Origin of the sequence: Pseudoalteromonas sp. HL-AS2, from assembly GCF_031198805.1 — a bacterium.
GTDB classification, from domain to species: domain Bacteria; phylum Pseudomonadota; class Gammaproteobacteria; order Enterobacterales; family Alteromonadaceae; genus Pseudoalteromonas; species Pseudoalteromonas nigrifaciens.
The window spans coordinates 2928869-2942642 of sequence record NZ_CP133571.1; the positions used below are offsets into that span (position 1 = coordinate 2928869).

The window sequence follows — 13774 nt, forward strand, 5'->3', positions numbered from 1 at the left end:
TAAATGGCACTGAATGGTACTGCTACCATTCTTTTTTTACTTTTGAAAACTCTTGATAAATAACAATGTTATTCATCAGAATTTTATTATCAGCTTTTCCAAATTTTTAAAGAGCATATTAATTAGTTATCCCGAAGGACAAGCACTAATTAACAATCATCTGTGTGGACACTACGAACAAATAAGTTCTAAATCGTATAAGGAGGTGATCCAGCCCCAGGTTCCCCTAGGGCTACCTTGTTACGACTTCACCCCAGTCATGAATCACTCCGTGGTAAACGTCCTCCCGAGGGTTAGACTATCTACTTCTGGAGCAACCCACTCCCATGGTGTGACGGGCGGTGTGTACAAGGCCCGGGAACGTATTCACCGCGTCATTCTGATACGCGATTACTAGCGATTCCGACTTCATGGAGTCGAGTTGCAGACTCCAATCCGGACTACGACGCACTTTAAGTGATTCGCTTACCTTCGCAGGTTCGCAGCACTCTGTATGCGCCATTGTAGCACGTGTGTAGCCCTACACGTAAGGGCCATGATGACTTGACGTCGTCCCCACCTTCCTCCGGTTTATCACCGGCAGTCTCCTTAGAGTTCTCAGCATTACCTGCTAGCAACTAAGGATAGGGGTTGCGCTCGTTGCGGGACTTAACCCAACATCTCACAACACGAGCTGACGACAGCCATGCAGCACCTGTATCAGAGTTCCCGAAGGCACCAAACCATCTCTGGTAAGTTCTCTGTATGTCAAGTGTAGGTAAGGTTCTTCGCGTTGCATCGAATTAAACCACATGCTCCACCGCTTGTGCGGGCCCCCGTCAATTCATTTGAGTTTTAACCTTGCGGCCGTACTCCCCAGGCGGTCTACTTAATGCGTTAGCTTTGAAAAACAGAACCGAGGCTCCGAGCTTCTAGTAGACATCGTTTACGGCGTGGACTACCGGGGTATCTAATCCCGTTTGCTCCCCACGCTTTCGTACATGAGCGTCAGTGTTGACCCAGGTGGCTGCCTTCGCCATCGGTATTCCTTCAGATCTCTACGCATTTCACCGCTACACCTGAAATTCTACCACCCTCTATCACACTCTAGTTTGCCAGTTCGAAATGCAGTTCCCAGGTTGAGCCCGGGGCTTTCACATCTCGCTTAACAAACCGCCTGCGTACGCTTTACGCCCAGTAATTCCGATTAACGCTCGCACCCTCCGTATTACCGCGGCTGCTGGCACGGAGTTAGCCGGTGCTTCTTCTGTCAGTAACGTCACAGCTAGCAGGTATTAACTACTAACCTTTCCTCCTGACTGAAAGTGCTTTACAACCCGAAGGCCTTCTTCACACACGCGGCATGGCTGCATCAGGCTTGCGCCCATTGTGCAATATTCCCCACTGCTGCCTCCCGTAGGAGTCTGGGCCGTGTCTCAGTCCCAGTGTGGCTGATCATCCTCTCAAACCAGCTAGGGATCGTCGCCTTGGTGAGCCATTACCTCACCAACTAGCTAATCCCACTTGGGCCAATCTAAAGGCGAGAGCCGAAGCCCCCTTTGGTCCGTAGACATTATGCGGTATTAGCAGTCGTTTCCAACTGTTGTCCCCCACCTCAAGGCATGTTCCCAAGCATTACTCACCCGTCCGCCGCTCGTCAGCAAAGTAGCAAGCTACTTTCTGTTACCGCTCGACTTGCATGTGTTAGGCCTGCCGCCAGCGTTCAATCTGAGCCATGATCAAACTCTTCAATTAAAAAGTTTTATGTCTTTCGACAGCTCAATGAATTCTGAATTTTTTAATATCTTTCGATATTGAATTGACTGTGCCGAAGCAACTTATAAATAAGTTACTTCTGTTGGTCACTCAGTTTTCAATTGAGACTCTAATTTGTTTGCCTCGCTACCTAAGTAGGTTGGCTGTTAGAACTCAATCTGTACGAGTGCCCACACAGATGATTGCTTTATATTGTTAAAGAACGTTTTGAGTCGCTTTAGCGTCTCAAGGGATGCGTATAATACATCCTTTATTTTTCGAGTCAATACTTTGTTTTAAACTTTCTTTTTTGGAAGATTTAAAACCGAAGTTTTATTTAACTCTCTGAGTAGTTGCTGCCTTGCTATGCTTCGGCGTTTCCCTTCTCAGTGGGGTCGCATTATAGGGAGATCCGAAAACAGATCAACTGTTTTTTAAAGAAAACTTGAAATAAACTGCTGTTCGCTGAGTATTTGAGCTAAACGCTTAAAAACACAACTAAACTACTATCGTTAAGAAATTTATAGCGCTATTTGAAATTAAAGTTATGACAACTACTAATGAATAAAGACATATTTGGATCATCTATGCTAAATAACTAACCAATATGAGAAGACTCGTATTACTTAAAATCATTTAAAGTAATCAAAAGGCGAAAATTGAATTGATCGAGCTATGTTTAATCATAATTTAATAATATTAAGAAGTAAGTTTACTTAGGCCGTAATACTCAACCTTGATATGAGATTCTTAATATAGGTATATAGGTAAATGAGTACACGTTATGCCTTATAATCAGATTTATAAATATAAACTTCGTAGTGGGCCGCTCTACTGGATAATCTAAGTTTTGGAGTTGTATTATATAATAGCTCTAAACGAACAATATATTATGAAGATAATCCTTAACCATGATCTGATAAGCTATTTTGAATGAGTAATAAGTAAAGAGTAACTAGGTAGGGATATTAAAGCAGGTGTTAAAACAACTTATCAATTTAGAATCTATGAGTCAGTACTCGTAAACGATCATAATAGAAGGTACTCACTGATTCATATAGATTAACAAATTTTAGGCAAGAAAAAGCCGAGCATAGGCTCGGCTTTTAGGTTTCTTTAAGACTTACTCTGCAGACTGTGCGTCTTCTTGAACTGCTTCGCTAGTCGCTGGGCGACCAACTAGTTCAATATAAGCCATTGGTGCATTATCACCAGTACGGAAGCCACACTTAAGAATACGAGTGTAACCACCTGGACGATCCGCGTTACGTGGACCGATTTCACTGAATAACTTACCAACAACTTCATTATCACGCGTGCGAGCAAACGCTAAACGGCGATTTGCTACACTGTCAGTCTTAGCCAGTGTGATTAAAGGTTCAATTACACGACGTAACTCTTTCGCTTTAGGCAAAGTAGTTTTGATGATTTCATGTTTCACCAAAGAACCTGCCATATTGCTAAACATCGCTTTACGATGGCTACTGTTACGGTTTAATTGACGACCACTCTTACGATGGCGCATGACCCTATCCTTCTAACTAAACTAATATAGTGATTTAGATTATTCAGCTAAACTTGCAGGTGGCCAATTTTCTAGGCGCATGCCTAGAGAAAGTCCACGTGAAGCTAGCACGTCTTTAATTTCAGTTAGAGACTTCTTACCTAAATTAGGCGTTTTAAGAAGCTCAACTTCAGTGCGCTGAACTAAATCACCGATATATTGAATTTGCTCGGCTTTCAAACAATTTGCTGAGCGTACTGTTAGTTCAAGATCATCAACTGGACGAAGTAGAATAGGATCGAATTCTGGCTTCTCTTCTTTCTCTTCTGGCTCAGTTACATCACGTAAATCTACGAATGCATCTAATTGCTCAGCTAAGATAGTAGACGCACGGCGGATCGCTTCTTCTGGATCTAAAGTGCCGTTTGTTTCCATATCAATGATTAACTTGTCTAAATCTGTACGTTGCTCAACTCGAGCTGATTCAACCGAGTACGCAATACGTTCAACTGGGCTAAATGATGCATCAAGCAACAATCTACCAATTGGACGCTCATCGTCATCAGAGGATAAACGACTAGATGCCGGCACATAACCACGACCACGTTCAACACGAATACGCATGCTGATCTCGCTGTTATTTGTTGTTAAATTACAAATAACATGATCTGGGTTAGCAATTGTTACATCGCCATCGTGCTGAATATCTGACGCAGTCACAGGGCCTACACCAGATTTAGCCAGGGTCAGAAAAACTTCATCTTTGCCTTCTAACGTTACTGCTAAACCTTTTAGGTTTAATAGTATTTCAATGATGTCTTCTTGAACGCCTTCTTTCGCGCTGTACTCATGCAATACACCGTCGATTTCAACTTCAGTTACTGCACATCCAGGCATAGATGAAAGCAGTATACGGCGTAAGGCATTACCCAAAGTGTGACCGAAGCCACGCTCAAGTGGTTCTAAAACTATTTTAGAACGTGTTGGGTTGATAGCGTCGATATCGACTAACCTTGGTTTTAGAAATTCTGTAACAGAACCCTGCATTTTATCCTCTCTTAACTCTTAACTTTACTTAGAGTAAAGTTCGACGATTAGTTGTTCATTAATGTCCGCAGACAGATCTGAACGCTCAGGTAGACGCTTAAAGCTGCCTTCCAATTTCTTACCGTCAACTTCAACCCAAGTCGGCTTTTCACGTTGCTCAGCCAACTCTAGAGCAGCGATGATACGTGCTTGTGTTTTAGACTTCTCACGGATTACAACAGTATCTTCTGGAGCAATTACGTACGAAGGAACATTCACAACACGACCATTAACTAAAATCGCTTTATGGCTTACTAACTGACGTGCTTCTGCACGTGTGCTAGCAAAACCCATGCGATATACAACATTGTCTAAACGTTGCTCTAATAGCTGTAACAAGTTTTCACCTGTATTACCTTTAAGGCGAGCAGCTTCTTTGTAGTAGTTACGGAATTGCTTTTCTAATACACCGTAGATACGACGTACTTTTTGCTTTTCACGTAATTGTAAACCGTAATCAGATAAGCGACCTTTACGAGCGCCATGCTGACCAGGTGCAGTCTCAAGTTTACACTTAGAGTCGATAGCTCTTACGCCGCTCTTAAGGAACAGGTCAGTGCCTTCACGACGACTCAGCTTGAGCTTAGGGCCCAAATATCTTGCCATGTTATTTCTCCTAACCTATTGTTAAACGCGACGTTTCTTCGGTGGACGACAACCATTATGTGGTATTGGCGTCACGTCAGTAATGTTGGTAATACGGTAGCCAGCAGCATTCAAAGCACGTACAGCAGATTCACGACCTGGACCTGGACCTTTGATGAAAACTTCTAGATTTTTTAAACCGTATTCTTGAGCAGCAGTACCTGCACGCTCTGCAGCAACCTGAGCAGCAAATGGAGTAGATTTACGTGAACCACGGAAACCTGAACCACCGGCAGTAGCCCATGATAGTGCATTACCTTGACGATCGGTAATCGTTACAATAGTGTTGTTGAAAGAAGCATGAACATGAGCCATACCATCAGCAACTTGTTTTTTAACCTTTTTACGACGAATTGGTGTCTTAGCCATAATACTATCCCCTTATCGCTTAATAGGCTTACGAGGACCCTTACGGGTACGCGCGTTAGTCTTAGTTCTTTGACCACGTAGTGGTAAAGAGCGACGGTGACGTAGGCCACGATAACAACCAAGGTCCATTAGGCGCTTGATATTTAAAGTAACTTCACGACGAAGATCACCTTCAACGGTGTACTTGCCAACTGCATCACGCAATACGTCAAGAGTTTCGTCTGAAAGTTCACCGATTTTTGTGGTCTCGGCGATACCAGTCGCTGCTAAGATAGCCTTAGAGCGAGTCTTACCTATGCCATAAATAGCTGTTAAACCAATAACTGCATGTTTATGATCAGGGACGTTAATGCCAGCAATACGGGCCACTAACACATCTCCTATATTCGAATTTGGTAATCATCTGTTTGAAGAGCCCGTAAGGATACTCAAACGAAGACCAAATCACTACTAAAAACACAGGCCGAGAAAACTCAGCCTGCACGCTGTTTACTTAACCTTGCCTTTGCTTATGCTTAGGCTCACTGCAAATTACGCGTACTACACCAGCACGTTTAATAACTTTACAGTTACGGCATATTTTCTTAACGGAAGCACGTACTTTCATTGCTCAACTCCGTAAACTGACCTTATCGACCATAGCCTTTAAGGTTCGCTTTTTTCAGCACAGAATCATACTGATGAGACATCAGGTGAGTCTGTACTTGTGCCATAAAGTCCATGATAACAACTACGATAATCAAAATTGATGTACCGCCGAAGTAGAATGGCGTTTGCCATGCCATTGTCATGAATTCAGGCACCAGACAGATAAAGGTTATATACAAAGCACCTGCCAATGTCAGGCGTGTCATCACTTTATCAATGTATTTAGATGTCTGCTCACCTGGACGAATACCTGGGATAAATGCGCCAGATTTCTTCAGGTTATCTGCTGTTTCACGTGGGTTAAACACCAACGCTGTGTAGAAAAAGCAGAAGAAGATGATAGCTGCTGCTAAAACCATTGCATACAATGGCTGACCTGGGGTCAACGTTGTAGCTATAGCTTGTAACACATCAGCGACCGGACCTTCACCCTGGCCGAACCAGCTGGCAATTGTACCAGGGAACAGAATTATACTGCTAGCGAAAATTGGTGGAATAACACCCGCCATATTTACTTTTAGTGGTAAATGCGTGCTTTGGGCAGCAAATACTTGACGACCTTGTTGGCGTTTAGCGTAGTTAACAACAATACGTCGTTGGCCACGTTCAAAAAACACTACAAGATAAGTAACAGCGAATACGATTACCGCAACCATCAACAGTACAAAAACATTCAAATCACCTTGGCGCGCCATTTCAGCTGTCGAACCAATAGCAGACGGCAGGTTAGCTACAATACCAACAAATATTAAAACAGAGATACCGTTACCAATACCACGTTCTGTTATTTGTTCGCCCAACCACATAAGGAACATAGTACCAGTCACTAAACTCACCACTGCGGTGAAATAGAAACCCATACCAGGGTTAACAACTAACCCTTCCATCATGCCCGGTAAGCTTGTGGCAATACCGATTGATTGGATAGTAGCAAGCACAAGCGTGCCATAGCGTGTGTACTGGCTAATTTTTTTACGCCCTTGCTCACCTTCTTTCTTAAGCTCTATAAACGGAGGATACATATGCGTTAATAGTTGCGTAATAATCGAAGCCGAGATATACGGCATAATACCCAGTGCTAACACTGAAGCTCGCTCAAGCGCACCACCGCTAAACATGTTGAACATCTCAACAATGGTGCCCTTTTGTTGCTCGAAGAAATCGGCAAGTACAGCGGCGTCAATCCCAGGGATCGGCACAAATGAACCTAGACGGTATATAATGATAGCACCTAATACGAAGAGTAATCGGCGCTTCAATTCCGAAAGTCCACCTTGTGCACTTTGCATATCTTGACCTGGTTTAGCCATTAGTACTTCCTTAGTCTTCTACCTTGCCTCCGGCAGCTTCGATAGCTTCGCGTGCACCTTTAGTGGCTCTAAGGCCCTTAACGGTAACAGCGCGTGAAACTTCGCCAGATTTAACAACTTTAACGAACAAAACGTTCTTTTTAACTAGACCAGCTGCTTGTAACGCGCTTAGGTCTACCACATCGCCTTCTACTTTAGCGATTTCGTATAGGTTTATTTCTGCAGATACTAATGATTTGCGAGAAGTGAAACCGAACTTAGGTAGACGACGTTGCATAGGCATTTGACCGCCTTCGAAACCAACGCGTACTTTACCGCCAGAACGTGATTTTTGACCTTTGTGACCACGGCCACCAGTCTTACCAAGACCAGAACCGATACCACGACCAACACGTTTTGGAGCAGTTTTTGAACCTGCAGCAGGTGAAAGTGTATTCAAATGCATGAAATTAACCCTCTACCTTAACCATGTAAGAAACCTGGTTTATCATACCACGTACACATGCTGTGTCTTCTAACTCAACAGTGTGGTTGATACGACGTAAACCAAGACCGCGTAATGTAGCTTTATGTTTCGGTAAACGACCGATAGAGCTTTTTACTTGTGTTACTTTTACAGTTTGATTTGCCATGGTTACCCCAGTATCTCGTCTATGCGAAGACCACGTTTAGCAGCAATCGACTGAGGAGAATTCATATTCTCAAGAGCAGAGATTGTTGCACGCACTACGTTGATTGGGTTAGTAGAACCGTAACATTTAGAAAGTACGTTCTGCACACCAGTCACTTCTAGTACCGCACGCATTGCACCACCAGCGATGATACCAGTACCTTCAGAGGCTGGTTTCATAAACACTTGTGAGCCAGCATGACGTCCTTTAACAGGATGCTGTAATGTGTTGCCATTTAGGTCTACATTGATCATATTGCGACGTGCTTTTTCCATTGCTTTTTGAATAGCAGCTGGAACTTCACGTGCTTTACCATAACCAAAACCTACTTTACCTGCGCCATCACCAACTACTGTTAGTGCTGTAAAGCTAAAGATACGACCACCTTTAACTACTTTAGACACACGGTTCACCGCGATTAGCTTTTCAGCTAGATCAGGCTGTTGTTGCTTTGCTTCTACGTTAGCCATTGTCTACTCCTAGAATTGCAAACCGGCTTCACGCGCAGCATCAGCTAGCGCCTTCACACGGCCGTGATATTTAAAGCCACTACGATCAAAAGCAATCTTTTCGATGCCTTTGTCAGCCGCACGTTCAGCAACCGCTTTACCAACTGCTTGCGCAGCTGCAACGTTGCCGGTGCCTTTAACTGTTTCGCAAATAGCTTTTTCAACAGTAGAAGCAGCAGCCAGTACAGTACCCTCAGCAGTAACTACTTGAGCGTATATGTGACGTGGCGTGCGGTGGATAACAAGACGCGTTGTGCCTTGTTCAATATAATTTCTACGAGTGCGTTTAGCACGACGTAGACGAGCTGTTTTTTTATCCATCGTCTTACCTTACTTCTTCTTAGCCTCTTTACGGCGCACATTCTCATCTGAATAACGAACACCCTTGCCTTTATATGGCTCAGGTTTACGGTATGCACGAATGTTAGCAGCTGTTTGACCAACTAACTGCTTATCTACGCCCTTAACTAGAACTTCTGTTTGGCTTGGAGTTTCAATCGTAATTCCTTCAGGAACTGCGAAATGAACTGGGTGCGAGAAACCAAGAGTTAAATCTAATGTTTTACCCTTAGCTGCTGCACGGTAACCAACGCCTACTAACTGAAGTTTCTTCTCGTAACCTTCATGCGTACCAACAATCATATTGTTGATTAGAGCGCGAGCAGTACCTGCTTGAGCCCATGCATCTGTTACGCCTTCACGAGGTAAAGTTGTAATAACGTTTTCTTCAACTTTTACTTCAACAGCGTTGTTGATAGTACGAGTTAATTCACCGTTTTTGCCTTTAACTGTGATTTCCTGGCCTTTTAATGTAACTTCTACACCGGCAGGAACACTAATTGGTGCCTTTGCTATGCGAGACATAGTTCCCCTCCGATTAAGCTACAAAACCAATGATTTCACCACCAACGCCTGCACTACGTGCTGCGCGGTCTGTCATTAGGCCTTTAGAAGTTGATACGATAGCGATACCTAGACCACCCATTACCTTTGGTAATTCGTCACGTCTCTTATAGATACGTAAACCAGGGCGGCTAACACGCTGGATATTTTCAATAACAGCTTTGCCTTCGAAGTACTTCAATTCGATAGAAAGCTCAGGTTTTACGTCGCCATTGATTGCGAAATCAGCGATGTAACCTTCATTTTTTAATACTTTAGCTACTGCTACTTTCAGTTTTGAATTAGGCATCGTTACAGATACTTTCTTCGCTGACTGACCGTTACGGATTCGTGTAAACAAATCCGCGATAGGATCTTGCAAGCTCATAGTCTTACTCCCGTGATTCTTTTACCAGCTAGCTTTTTTAAGGCCAGGAATTTCACCGCGCATAGCTGCTTCGCGAACTTTAATACGGCTCATGCCGAATTTGCGAAGGAAACCATGTGGGCGGCCCGTAATGTTACAACGATTACGCTGACGTACAGGGCTAGAATCACGTGGTAAAGCTTGTAGCTTAAGTACCGCGTCCCAACGATCATCTTCAGATGTATTAACATCACTGATGATAGCTTTTAGTGCTGTGCGCTTTTCAGCGAACTGAGCAACTAGTTTTGTGCGCTTTGCTTCGCGCGCTTTCATAGAATTCTTTGCCATAACCCTACCCTTATTTCTTGAATGGGAAGTTAAACGCTTCTAACAACGCACGGCCTTCCTCATCAGATTTCGCAGAAGTAGTGATAGTAATATCCATACCGCGTACACGGTCTACTTTATCGTAATCGATTTCTGGGAAGATGATTTGTTCACGTACGCCCATGCTGTAGTTGCCACGTCCATCAAAAGACTTAGCACTTACGCCACGGAAGTCGCGAATACGTGGGATAGCGATTGATACCAAACGCTCAAAAAAGTCCCACATACGTTCGCCACGTAGGGTTACTTTACAACCTATCGGATAACCTTCACGCACTTTGAAGCCAGCAACAGATTTGCGTGCTTTAGTGATTAGAGGTTTCTGACCAGAGATTGCAGCTAGATCCGCAACAGCGTTATCTAGAATTTTCTTGTCAGCTAGGGCTTCGCCCACGCCCATATTCAATGTGATCTTTTCGATCAGAGGGACTTGCATGACAGAGCTGAAACCAAACTTCTCTTGAAGTTCAGCGACTACTTTGTCTTTATATACTTCATGCAGTTTCGCCATCATTCTACTCCAACTATTAAATAGTTTTACCAGTAGATTTAAAGATACGTAATTTCTTACCATCTTCAATCTTGAAACCTACACGATCTGCTTTACTCGTTTCCGAGTTGTAGATCGCAACGTTTGATACGTCGATAGACGCTTCTTTCTCAACAATACCGCCAGGCTGGTTCAATTGTGGAACCGGCTTTTGGTGCTTTTTGATCAAGTTTATGCCTTCGACAAATAATCTTCCAGATTCAGTAACAACTGAAAGCACTTTTCCGCGCTTACCTTTGTCTTTACCTGCTAGAACGATTACTTCGTCATCACGACGGATTTTTGCTGCCATGATAGACTCCTTACAGTACTTCTGGGGCTAGTGAAACGATTTTCATGAACTTATCATTACGAAGTTCACGAGTCACAGGGCCGAAGATACGAGTACCAATAGGCTGCAAGTTATCATTTAAGATAACAGCTGCATTGCTATCGAAACGGATCAAAGAACCGTCTGGACGACGAACGCCTTTTTTGGTGCGCACAACTACCGCGTTTTTAACATCACCTTTCTTCACTTTACCGCGAGGAATAGCTTCTTTTACAGAAACTTTAATGATGTCGCCAATCGCTGCATAGCGACGGTGAGAACCACCAAGGACTTTTATACACTGCACTTTGCGAGCGCCGCTGTTATCAGCAACTTCCAGCTGAGTTTGCATTTGGATCATGTTAATGACCTCCGGTGTAGTAATTACAACTTGTCTTAAATTCGTTTAAAATCAAGACATTTCGATTGAAATCCACTCAAAAAACAAGCTAGTTGTCTCTTAAGGGCGGGCAATTGTACCAGCATTACGGGGGGAGCGGTAGGTTATTTTTTAATTAATTATGAGGGAAAGCTAATTAATATTGAGTAATTACGGCTATCTAGCTATTTTACATATGGTTACAAAACAAACAAGGCACTATCTTAGTGCCTTGTAGATTATTTATCAGGGTTTTAGCCAAACAAACCTTTCAATTTATCTTTAAGTTTGTCTTTTGCTTTTTCTTTGAGCTTTTCTTTTGCTTCTTCTTTAAGCGCATTACCAAAATCAAGCTTAATGCCTACATCATGGAATGGCCCTTTAATGCGCAGTGGTATTTTAAAGCCGGTACTATCATCGGTTGTACCCTGCCCCTCAATAGAACCGACTATACCGGTTACTAGTCGGTAATTAATAATAGTATTAGGTAAATCCACATCACCTTCGCCTGAAATACGGATCAGTGGGCTGATTAACGACAGGTCGTTATTATGGCCCACCCCATTAGTAAACTTAAAGCTACCCGTTAATGCTGAGAAGTCGGTTTGCTGTGACTTATCAAAGCCAGTATCTAGTCCTTCTGATACAGCCCCTACATTACCTTTAAGCAACTCTTTACCTTTGCGAATCATTTCAGCTATATTTGCGCCTTGTACTGCGCCATTAGCAAACTCAAACCCTAACTCACCATTAAGTGCGTTAACAAACTCTTTTTGGCTTTGCCCATTTGTGGTTAAGTTCCAATTTAATGAGCCATTACCCATTAATTTATCAAATCCTGCGGCATCGGTTAATAACGGTTGTGCATCAATACCTGCCAAATCAAAATTAGTGGTTATTTTATAAGGTATTTGCTGGGCATTAATATTAATTGCCCCTTTCCCTGTTCCCTCATAGGCTGCAAAGTTATCTAAGCTTAATTTAGCGACACTATTTTTTAACGCTACTGTAAATTGGTTTGCACCGAGTTTAATATCGTTAGCTTTTAAACCACTTGAGCGTATTACTACATTAGCATCAAGCGTATTTAAGGCACTTAAGTCTATTTTAGTGTCGTCCCATACAATAGGCTCTGCTGGTTTAGTTTCGTCTGTAGTTGGCTGCTCTTTTTTAGCTACGGCTTCTGGTAAGTATGGGTTTAAGTCAAGCATACCTAAGTCAATGTTTGCCATTACAGCAAGTCGTTTACCTAAATTAAGCTCACTTTTACCTTTTATTTGCAGTGCATCTAATGTGGCAATAAGCTCTTCAAGCTTAAATTGCTCACCCGCTAAATGCATTTTGCCATTTACACTAAAAGCATTAAAGGCGTTATCTTTGGCGTTTAACTCTACACCTTGCCATTTGGCTATATTTTTTACCGAGTCTCCACTTAGCGCTAACTGACCTTTTATATCTTGGCCTTGTTTAGCAATAGTTCCCTCAAAGGTTAAATCAACTAAACGTGAATCTAAACTCTGCTGAATATTAAAAGTAGTGCCTTCGATCGCTTTTGCTGGCGTATCTAGTTTTACATCAAGCTCAAAGCGCTCTTGCATGTAAGTTATTGCGCCTTTTACTTCTAATGTTTTACGCAGTGATGGAAGTAAAATAGCCAGCTCTAAATCACTTATTTGCTGTTTAACCCCGGTTTTACCATCTAAATAAGTAAAGGTACCACCATAAATGGCAACCTCCCCTAGCTCAATGTCAAAGTTCTCAGGTAATTTTATAGCTTCCGCAGATCCTGTTTGCTCTTTAGGCTGCTCAGCTACCGCATCAAATAGCTGCCAGTTAGCTTTACCGTTTTTATCGGTCTCTAATAAAATATCAGGCTCGTTAATAACAAACTTATCGAGTTTAAATTCACCATCTAATAGCGATAGCCAAGGGATGTGTACTGCAAGCTGCTGCATACTTGCCATATCGGCGCGAGAGCCCGATTTCATGTTGGCAAAATGTACATCATTAAGTTCTAATTTTAATGCAGGAAATACACTCAGCGTTTTATCGCCTTTAATAGTTAATGTACGTCCTGTGGTTTGTTCTACCTGCTCAGAGACTTTATTAAAAATAGCATCAGTAGGAATTAAAAAGGGTGCTGCAACGATAAGTGCAATACATAACAGCAGTATTACACCTATAATTTTAAATAAGGTTTTCATGATCGTCCTTTCAAATGTGCAAATAATACTCATATCATAGCGAGAGTTATCACTAAAATCATTGTCAGTACTAAAAAAAATAACTTTCAACTAATTTATTTTTTAATGATGAATCTACGCGCTAATAATATCAACACTATTTAAATATTAACAAACAACACATGATCGCTTTATAAAAAACAACAAATCATTACTTTTCAACAAGTAAGACATGAAAAA

The 13774-nt window shown here is 42.4% G+C and carries 18 protein-coding genes and 1 rRNA gene; all 19 read right to left on the bottom strand.

The window, feature by feature from the left end:
- Positions 1-198: 198 nt before the first annotated feature.
- Positions 199-1734, bottom strand: a 16S ribosomal RNA gene (locus RB215_RS13575).
- A gap of 1123 nt (positions 1735-2857) precedes the next feature.
- Positions 2858-3259: a 50S ribosomal protein L17 gene (rplQ, locus tag RB215_RS13580; protein WP_002959450.1), complete on the bottom strand. Its 402-nt coding sequence runs from the start codon at positions 3257-3259 to the stop codon at positions 2858-2860.
- A 39-nt stretch (positions 3260-3298) separates the two neighbouring features.
- Positions 3299-4285 (bottom strand): DNA-directed RNA polymerase subunit alpha, encoded by a 987-nt coding sequence (locus RB215_RS13585; protein WP_011329437.1) that lies wholly within the window; start codon positions 4283-4285, stop codon positions 3299-3301.
- Positions 4286-4309: 24 nt separating this feature from the next.
- Positions 4310-4930, bottom strand: a complete 621-nt coding sequence (gene rpsD / locus RB215_RS13590) for a 30S ribosomal protein S4 (protein ID WP_011329438.1) — start codon at positions 4928-4930, stop codon at positions 4310-4312.
- A gap of 21 nt (positions 4931-4951) precedes the next feature.
- Positions 4952-5338 (bottom strand): 30S ribosomal protein S11, encoded by a 387-nt coding sequence (gene rpsK, locus RB215_RS13595; protein ID WP_002959471.1) that lies wholly within the window; start codon positions 5336-5338, stop codon positions 4952-4954.
- 12 nt (positions 5339-5350) lie between these two features.
- Positions 5351-5707, bottom strand: a complete 357-nt coding sequence (gene rpsM, locus RB215_RS13600; RefSeq protein ID WP_006794252.1) for a 30S ribosomal protein S13 — start codon at positions 5705-5707, stop codon at positions 5351-5353.
- A 124-nt stretch (positions 5708-5831) separates the two neighbouring features.
- Positions 5832-5945: a 50S ribosomal protein L36 gene (gene rpmJ, locus RB215_RS13605; protein ID WP_002959476.1), complete on the bottom strand. Its 114-nt coding sequence runs from the start codon at positions 5943-5945 to the stop codon at positions 5832-5834.
- 22 nt (positions 5946-5967) lie between these two features.
- Positions 5968-7296 carry a preprotein translocase subunit SecY gene (gene secY / locus RB215_RS13610; RefSeq protein WP_011329439.1) on the bottom strand — a complete coding sequence of 443 codons (1329 nt, stop codon included), beginning with the start codon at positions 7294-7296 and terminating at the stop codon, positions 5968-5970.
- Between the two features lie 10 nt (positions 7297-7306).
- Positions 7307-7741, bottom strand: a complete 435-nt coding sequence (gene rplO / locus RB215_RS13615) for a 50S ribosomal protein L15 (RefSeq protein WP_011329440.1) — start codon at positions 7739-7741, stop codon at positions 7307-7309.
- A 4-nt stretch (positions 7742-7745) separates the two neighbouring features.
- Positions 7746-7928 carry a 50S ribosomal protein L30 gene (gene rpmD, locus RB215_RS13620; protein WP_011329441.1) on the bottom strand — a complete coding sequence of 61 codons (183 nt, stop codon included), beginning with the start codon at positions 7926-7928 and terminating at the stop codon, positions 7746-7748.
- A 2-nt stretch (positions 7929-7930) separates the two neighbouring features.
- Positions 7931-8437: a 30S ribosomal protein S5 gene (gene rpsE / locus RB215_RS13625; RefSeq protein WP_011329442.1), complete on the bottom strand. Its 507-nt coding sequence runs from the start codon at positions 8435-8437 to the stop codon at positions 7931-7933.
- 9 nt (positions 8438-8446) lie between these two features.
- Entirely contained in the window at positions 8447-8797 is a 351-nt protein-coding gene (gene rplR, locus RB215_RS13630) for a 50S ribosomal protein L18 (RefSeq protein ID WP_011329443.1), read from the bottom strand.
- Positions 8798-8806: 9 nt separating this feature from the next.
- Positions 8807-9340 carry a 50S ribosomal protein L6 gene (gene rplF, locus RB215_RS13635; RefSeq protein ID WP_011329444.1) on the bottom strand — a complete coding sequence of 178 codons (534 nt, stop codon included), beginning with the start codon at positions 9338-9340 and terminating at the stop codon, positions 8807-8809.
- A 13-nt stretch (positions 9341-9353) separates the two neighbouring features.
- On the bottom strand, positions 9354-9746 hold the full coding sequence (rpsH, locus tag RB215_RS13640) for a 30S ribosomal protein S8 (protein ID WP_011329445.1): 393 nt from the start codon (positions 9744-9746) through the stop codon (positions 9354-9356).
- A gap of 21 nt (positions 9747-9767) precedes the next feature.
- Complete coding sequence (rpsN, locus tag RB215_RS13645; protein ID WP_011329446.1) at positions 9768-10073, bottom strand: 30S ribosomal protein S14; 306 nt, start codon at positions 10071-10073, stop codon at positions 9768-9770.
- Positions 10074-10083: 10 nt separating this feature from the next.
- Positions 10084-10623, bottom strand: coding sequence for a 50S ribosomal protein L5 (gene rplE / locus RB215_RS13650; protein WP_011329447.1), 540 nt, complete (start codon positions 10621-10623; stop codon positions 10084-10086).
- Between the two features lie 16 nt (positions 10624-10639).
- A complete protein-coding gene (gene rplX / locus RB215_RS13655; RefSeq protein ID WP_011329448.1) occupies positions 10640-10954 on the bottom strand; it encodes a 50S ribosomal protein L24 in 315 nt (104 codons plus the stop codon).
- 10 nt (positions 10955-10964) lie between these two features.
- Positions 10965-11333 carry a 50S ribosomal protein L14 gene (gene rplN / locus RB215_RS13660; RefSeq protein WP_011329449.1) on the bottom strand — a complete coding sequence of 123 codons (369 nt, stop codon included), beginning with the start codon at positions 11331-11333 and terminating at the stop codon, positions 10965-10967.
- Positions 11334-11605: 272 nt separating this feature from the next.
- Positions 11606-13555, bottom strand: coding sequence for an AsmA family protein (locus RB215_RS13665; protein ID WP_089368840.1), 1950 nt, complete (start codon positions 13553-13555; stop codon positions 11606-11608).
- Positions 13556-13774: the final 219 nt, after the last annotated feature.

Bases quoted from the DNA above. Each gene is read 5' to 3' on its own strand.
- rpsH (WP_011329445.1), bottom strand. From the start codon at position 9,746: ATGAGCTTGCAAGATCCTATCGCGGATTTGTTTACACGAATCCGTAAC.
- rpsK (WP_002959471.1), bottom strand. From the start codon at position 5,338: ATGGCTAAGACACCAATTCGTCGTAAAAAGGTTAAAAAACAAGTTGCT.
- rpmJ (WP_002959476.1), bottom strand. From the start codon at position 5,945: ATGAAAGTACGTGCTTCCGTTAAGAAAATATGCCGTAACTGTAAAGTT.
- secY (WP_011329439.1), bottom strand. From the start codon at position 7,296: ATGGCTAAACCAGGTCAAGATATGCAAAGTGCACAAGGTGGACTTTCG.
- RB215_RS13665 (WP_089368840.1), bottom strand. From the start codon at position 13,555: ATGAAAACCTTATTTAAAATTATAGGTGTAATACTGCTGTTATGTATT.
- rplN (WP_011329449.1), bottom strand. From the start codon at position 11,333: ATGATCCAAATGCAAACTCAGCTGGAAGTTGCTGATAACAGCGGCGCT.
- rplQ (WP_002959450.1), bottom strand. From the start codon at position 3,259: ATGCGCCATCGTAAGAGTGGTCGTCAATTAAACCGTAACAGTAGCCAT.
- rpsE (WP_011329442.1), bottom strand. From the start codon at position 8,437: ATGGCTAACGTAGAAGCAAAGCAACAACAGCCTGATCTAGCTGAAAAG.
- RB215_RS13585 (WP_011329437.1), bottom strand. From the start codon at position 4,285: ATGCAGGGTTCTGTTACAGAATTTCTAAAACCAAGGTTAGTCGATATC.
- rplX (WP_011329448.1), bottom strand. From the start codon at position 10,954: ATGGCAGCAAAAATCCGTCGTGATGACGAAGTAATCGTTCTAGCAGGT.
- rpsD (WP_011329438.1), bottom strand. From the start codon at position 4,930: ATGGCAAGATATTTGGGCCCTAAGCTCAAGCTGAGTCGTCGTGAAGGC.
- rplE (WP_011329447.1), bottom strand. From the start codon at position 10,623: ATGGCGAAACTGCATGAAGTATATAAAGACAAAGTAGTCGCTGAACTT.
- rpmD (WP_011329441.1), bottom strand. From the start codon at position 7,928: ATGGCAAATCAAACTGTAAAAGTAACACAAGTAAAAAGCTCTATCGGT.
- rplF (WP_011329444.1), bottom strand. From the start codon at position 9,340: ATGTCTCGCATAGCAAAGGCACCAATTAGTGTTCCTGCCGGTGTAGAA.
- rplO (WP_011329440.1), bottom strand. From the start codon at position 7,741: ATGCATTTGAATACACTTTCACCTGCTGCAGGTTCAAAAACTGCTCCA.
- rpsN (WP_011329446.1), bottom strand. From the start codon at position 10,073: ATGGCAAAGAATTCTATGAAAGCGCGCGAAGCAAAGCGCACAAAACTA.
- rplR (WP_011329443.1), bottom strand. From the start codon at position 8,797: ATGGATAAAAAAACAGCTCGTCTACGTCGTGCTAAACGCACTCGTAGA.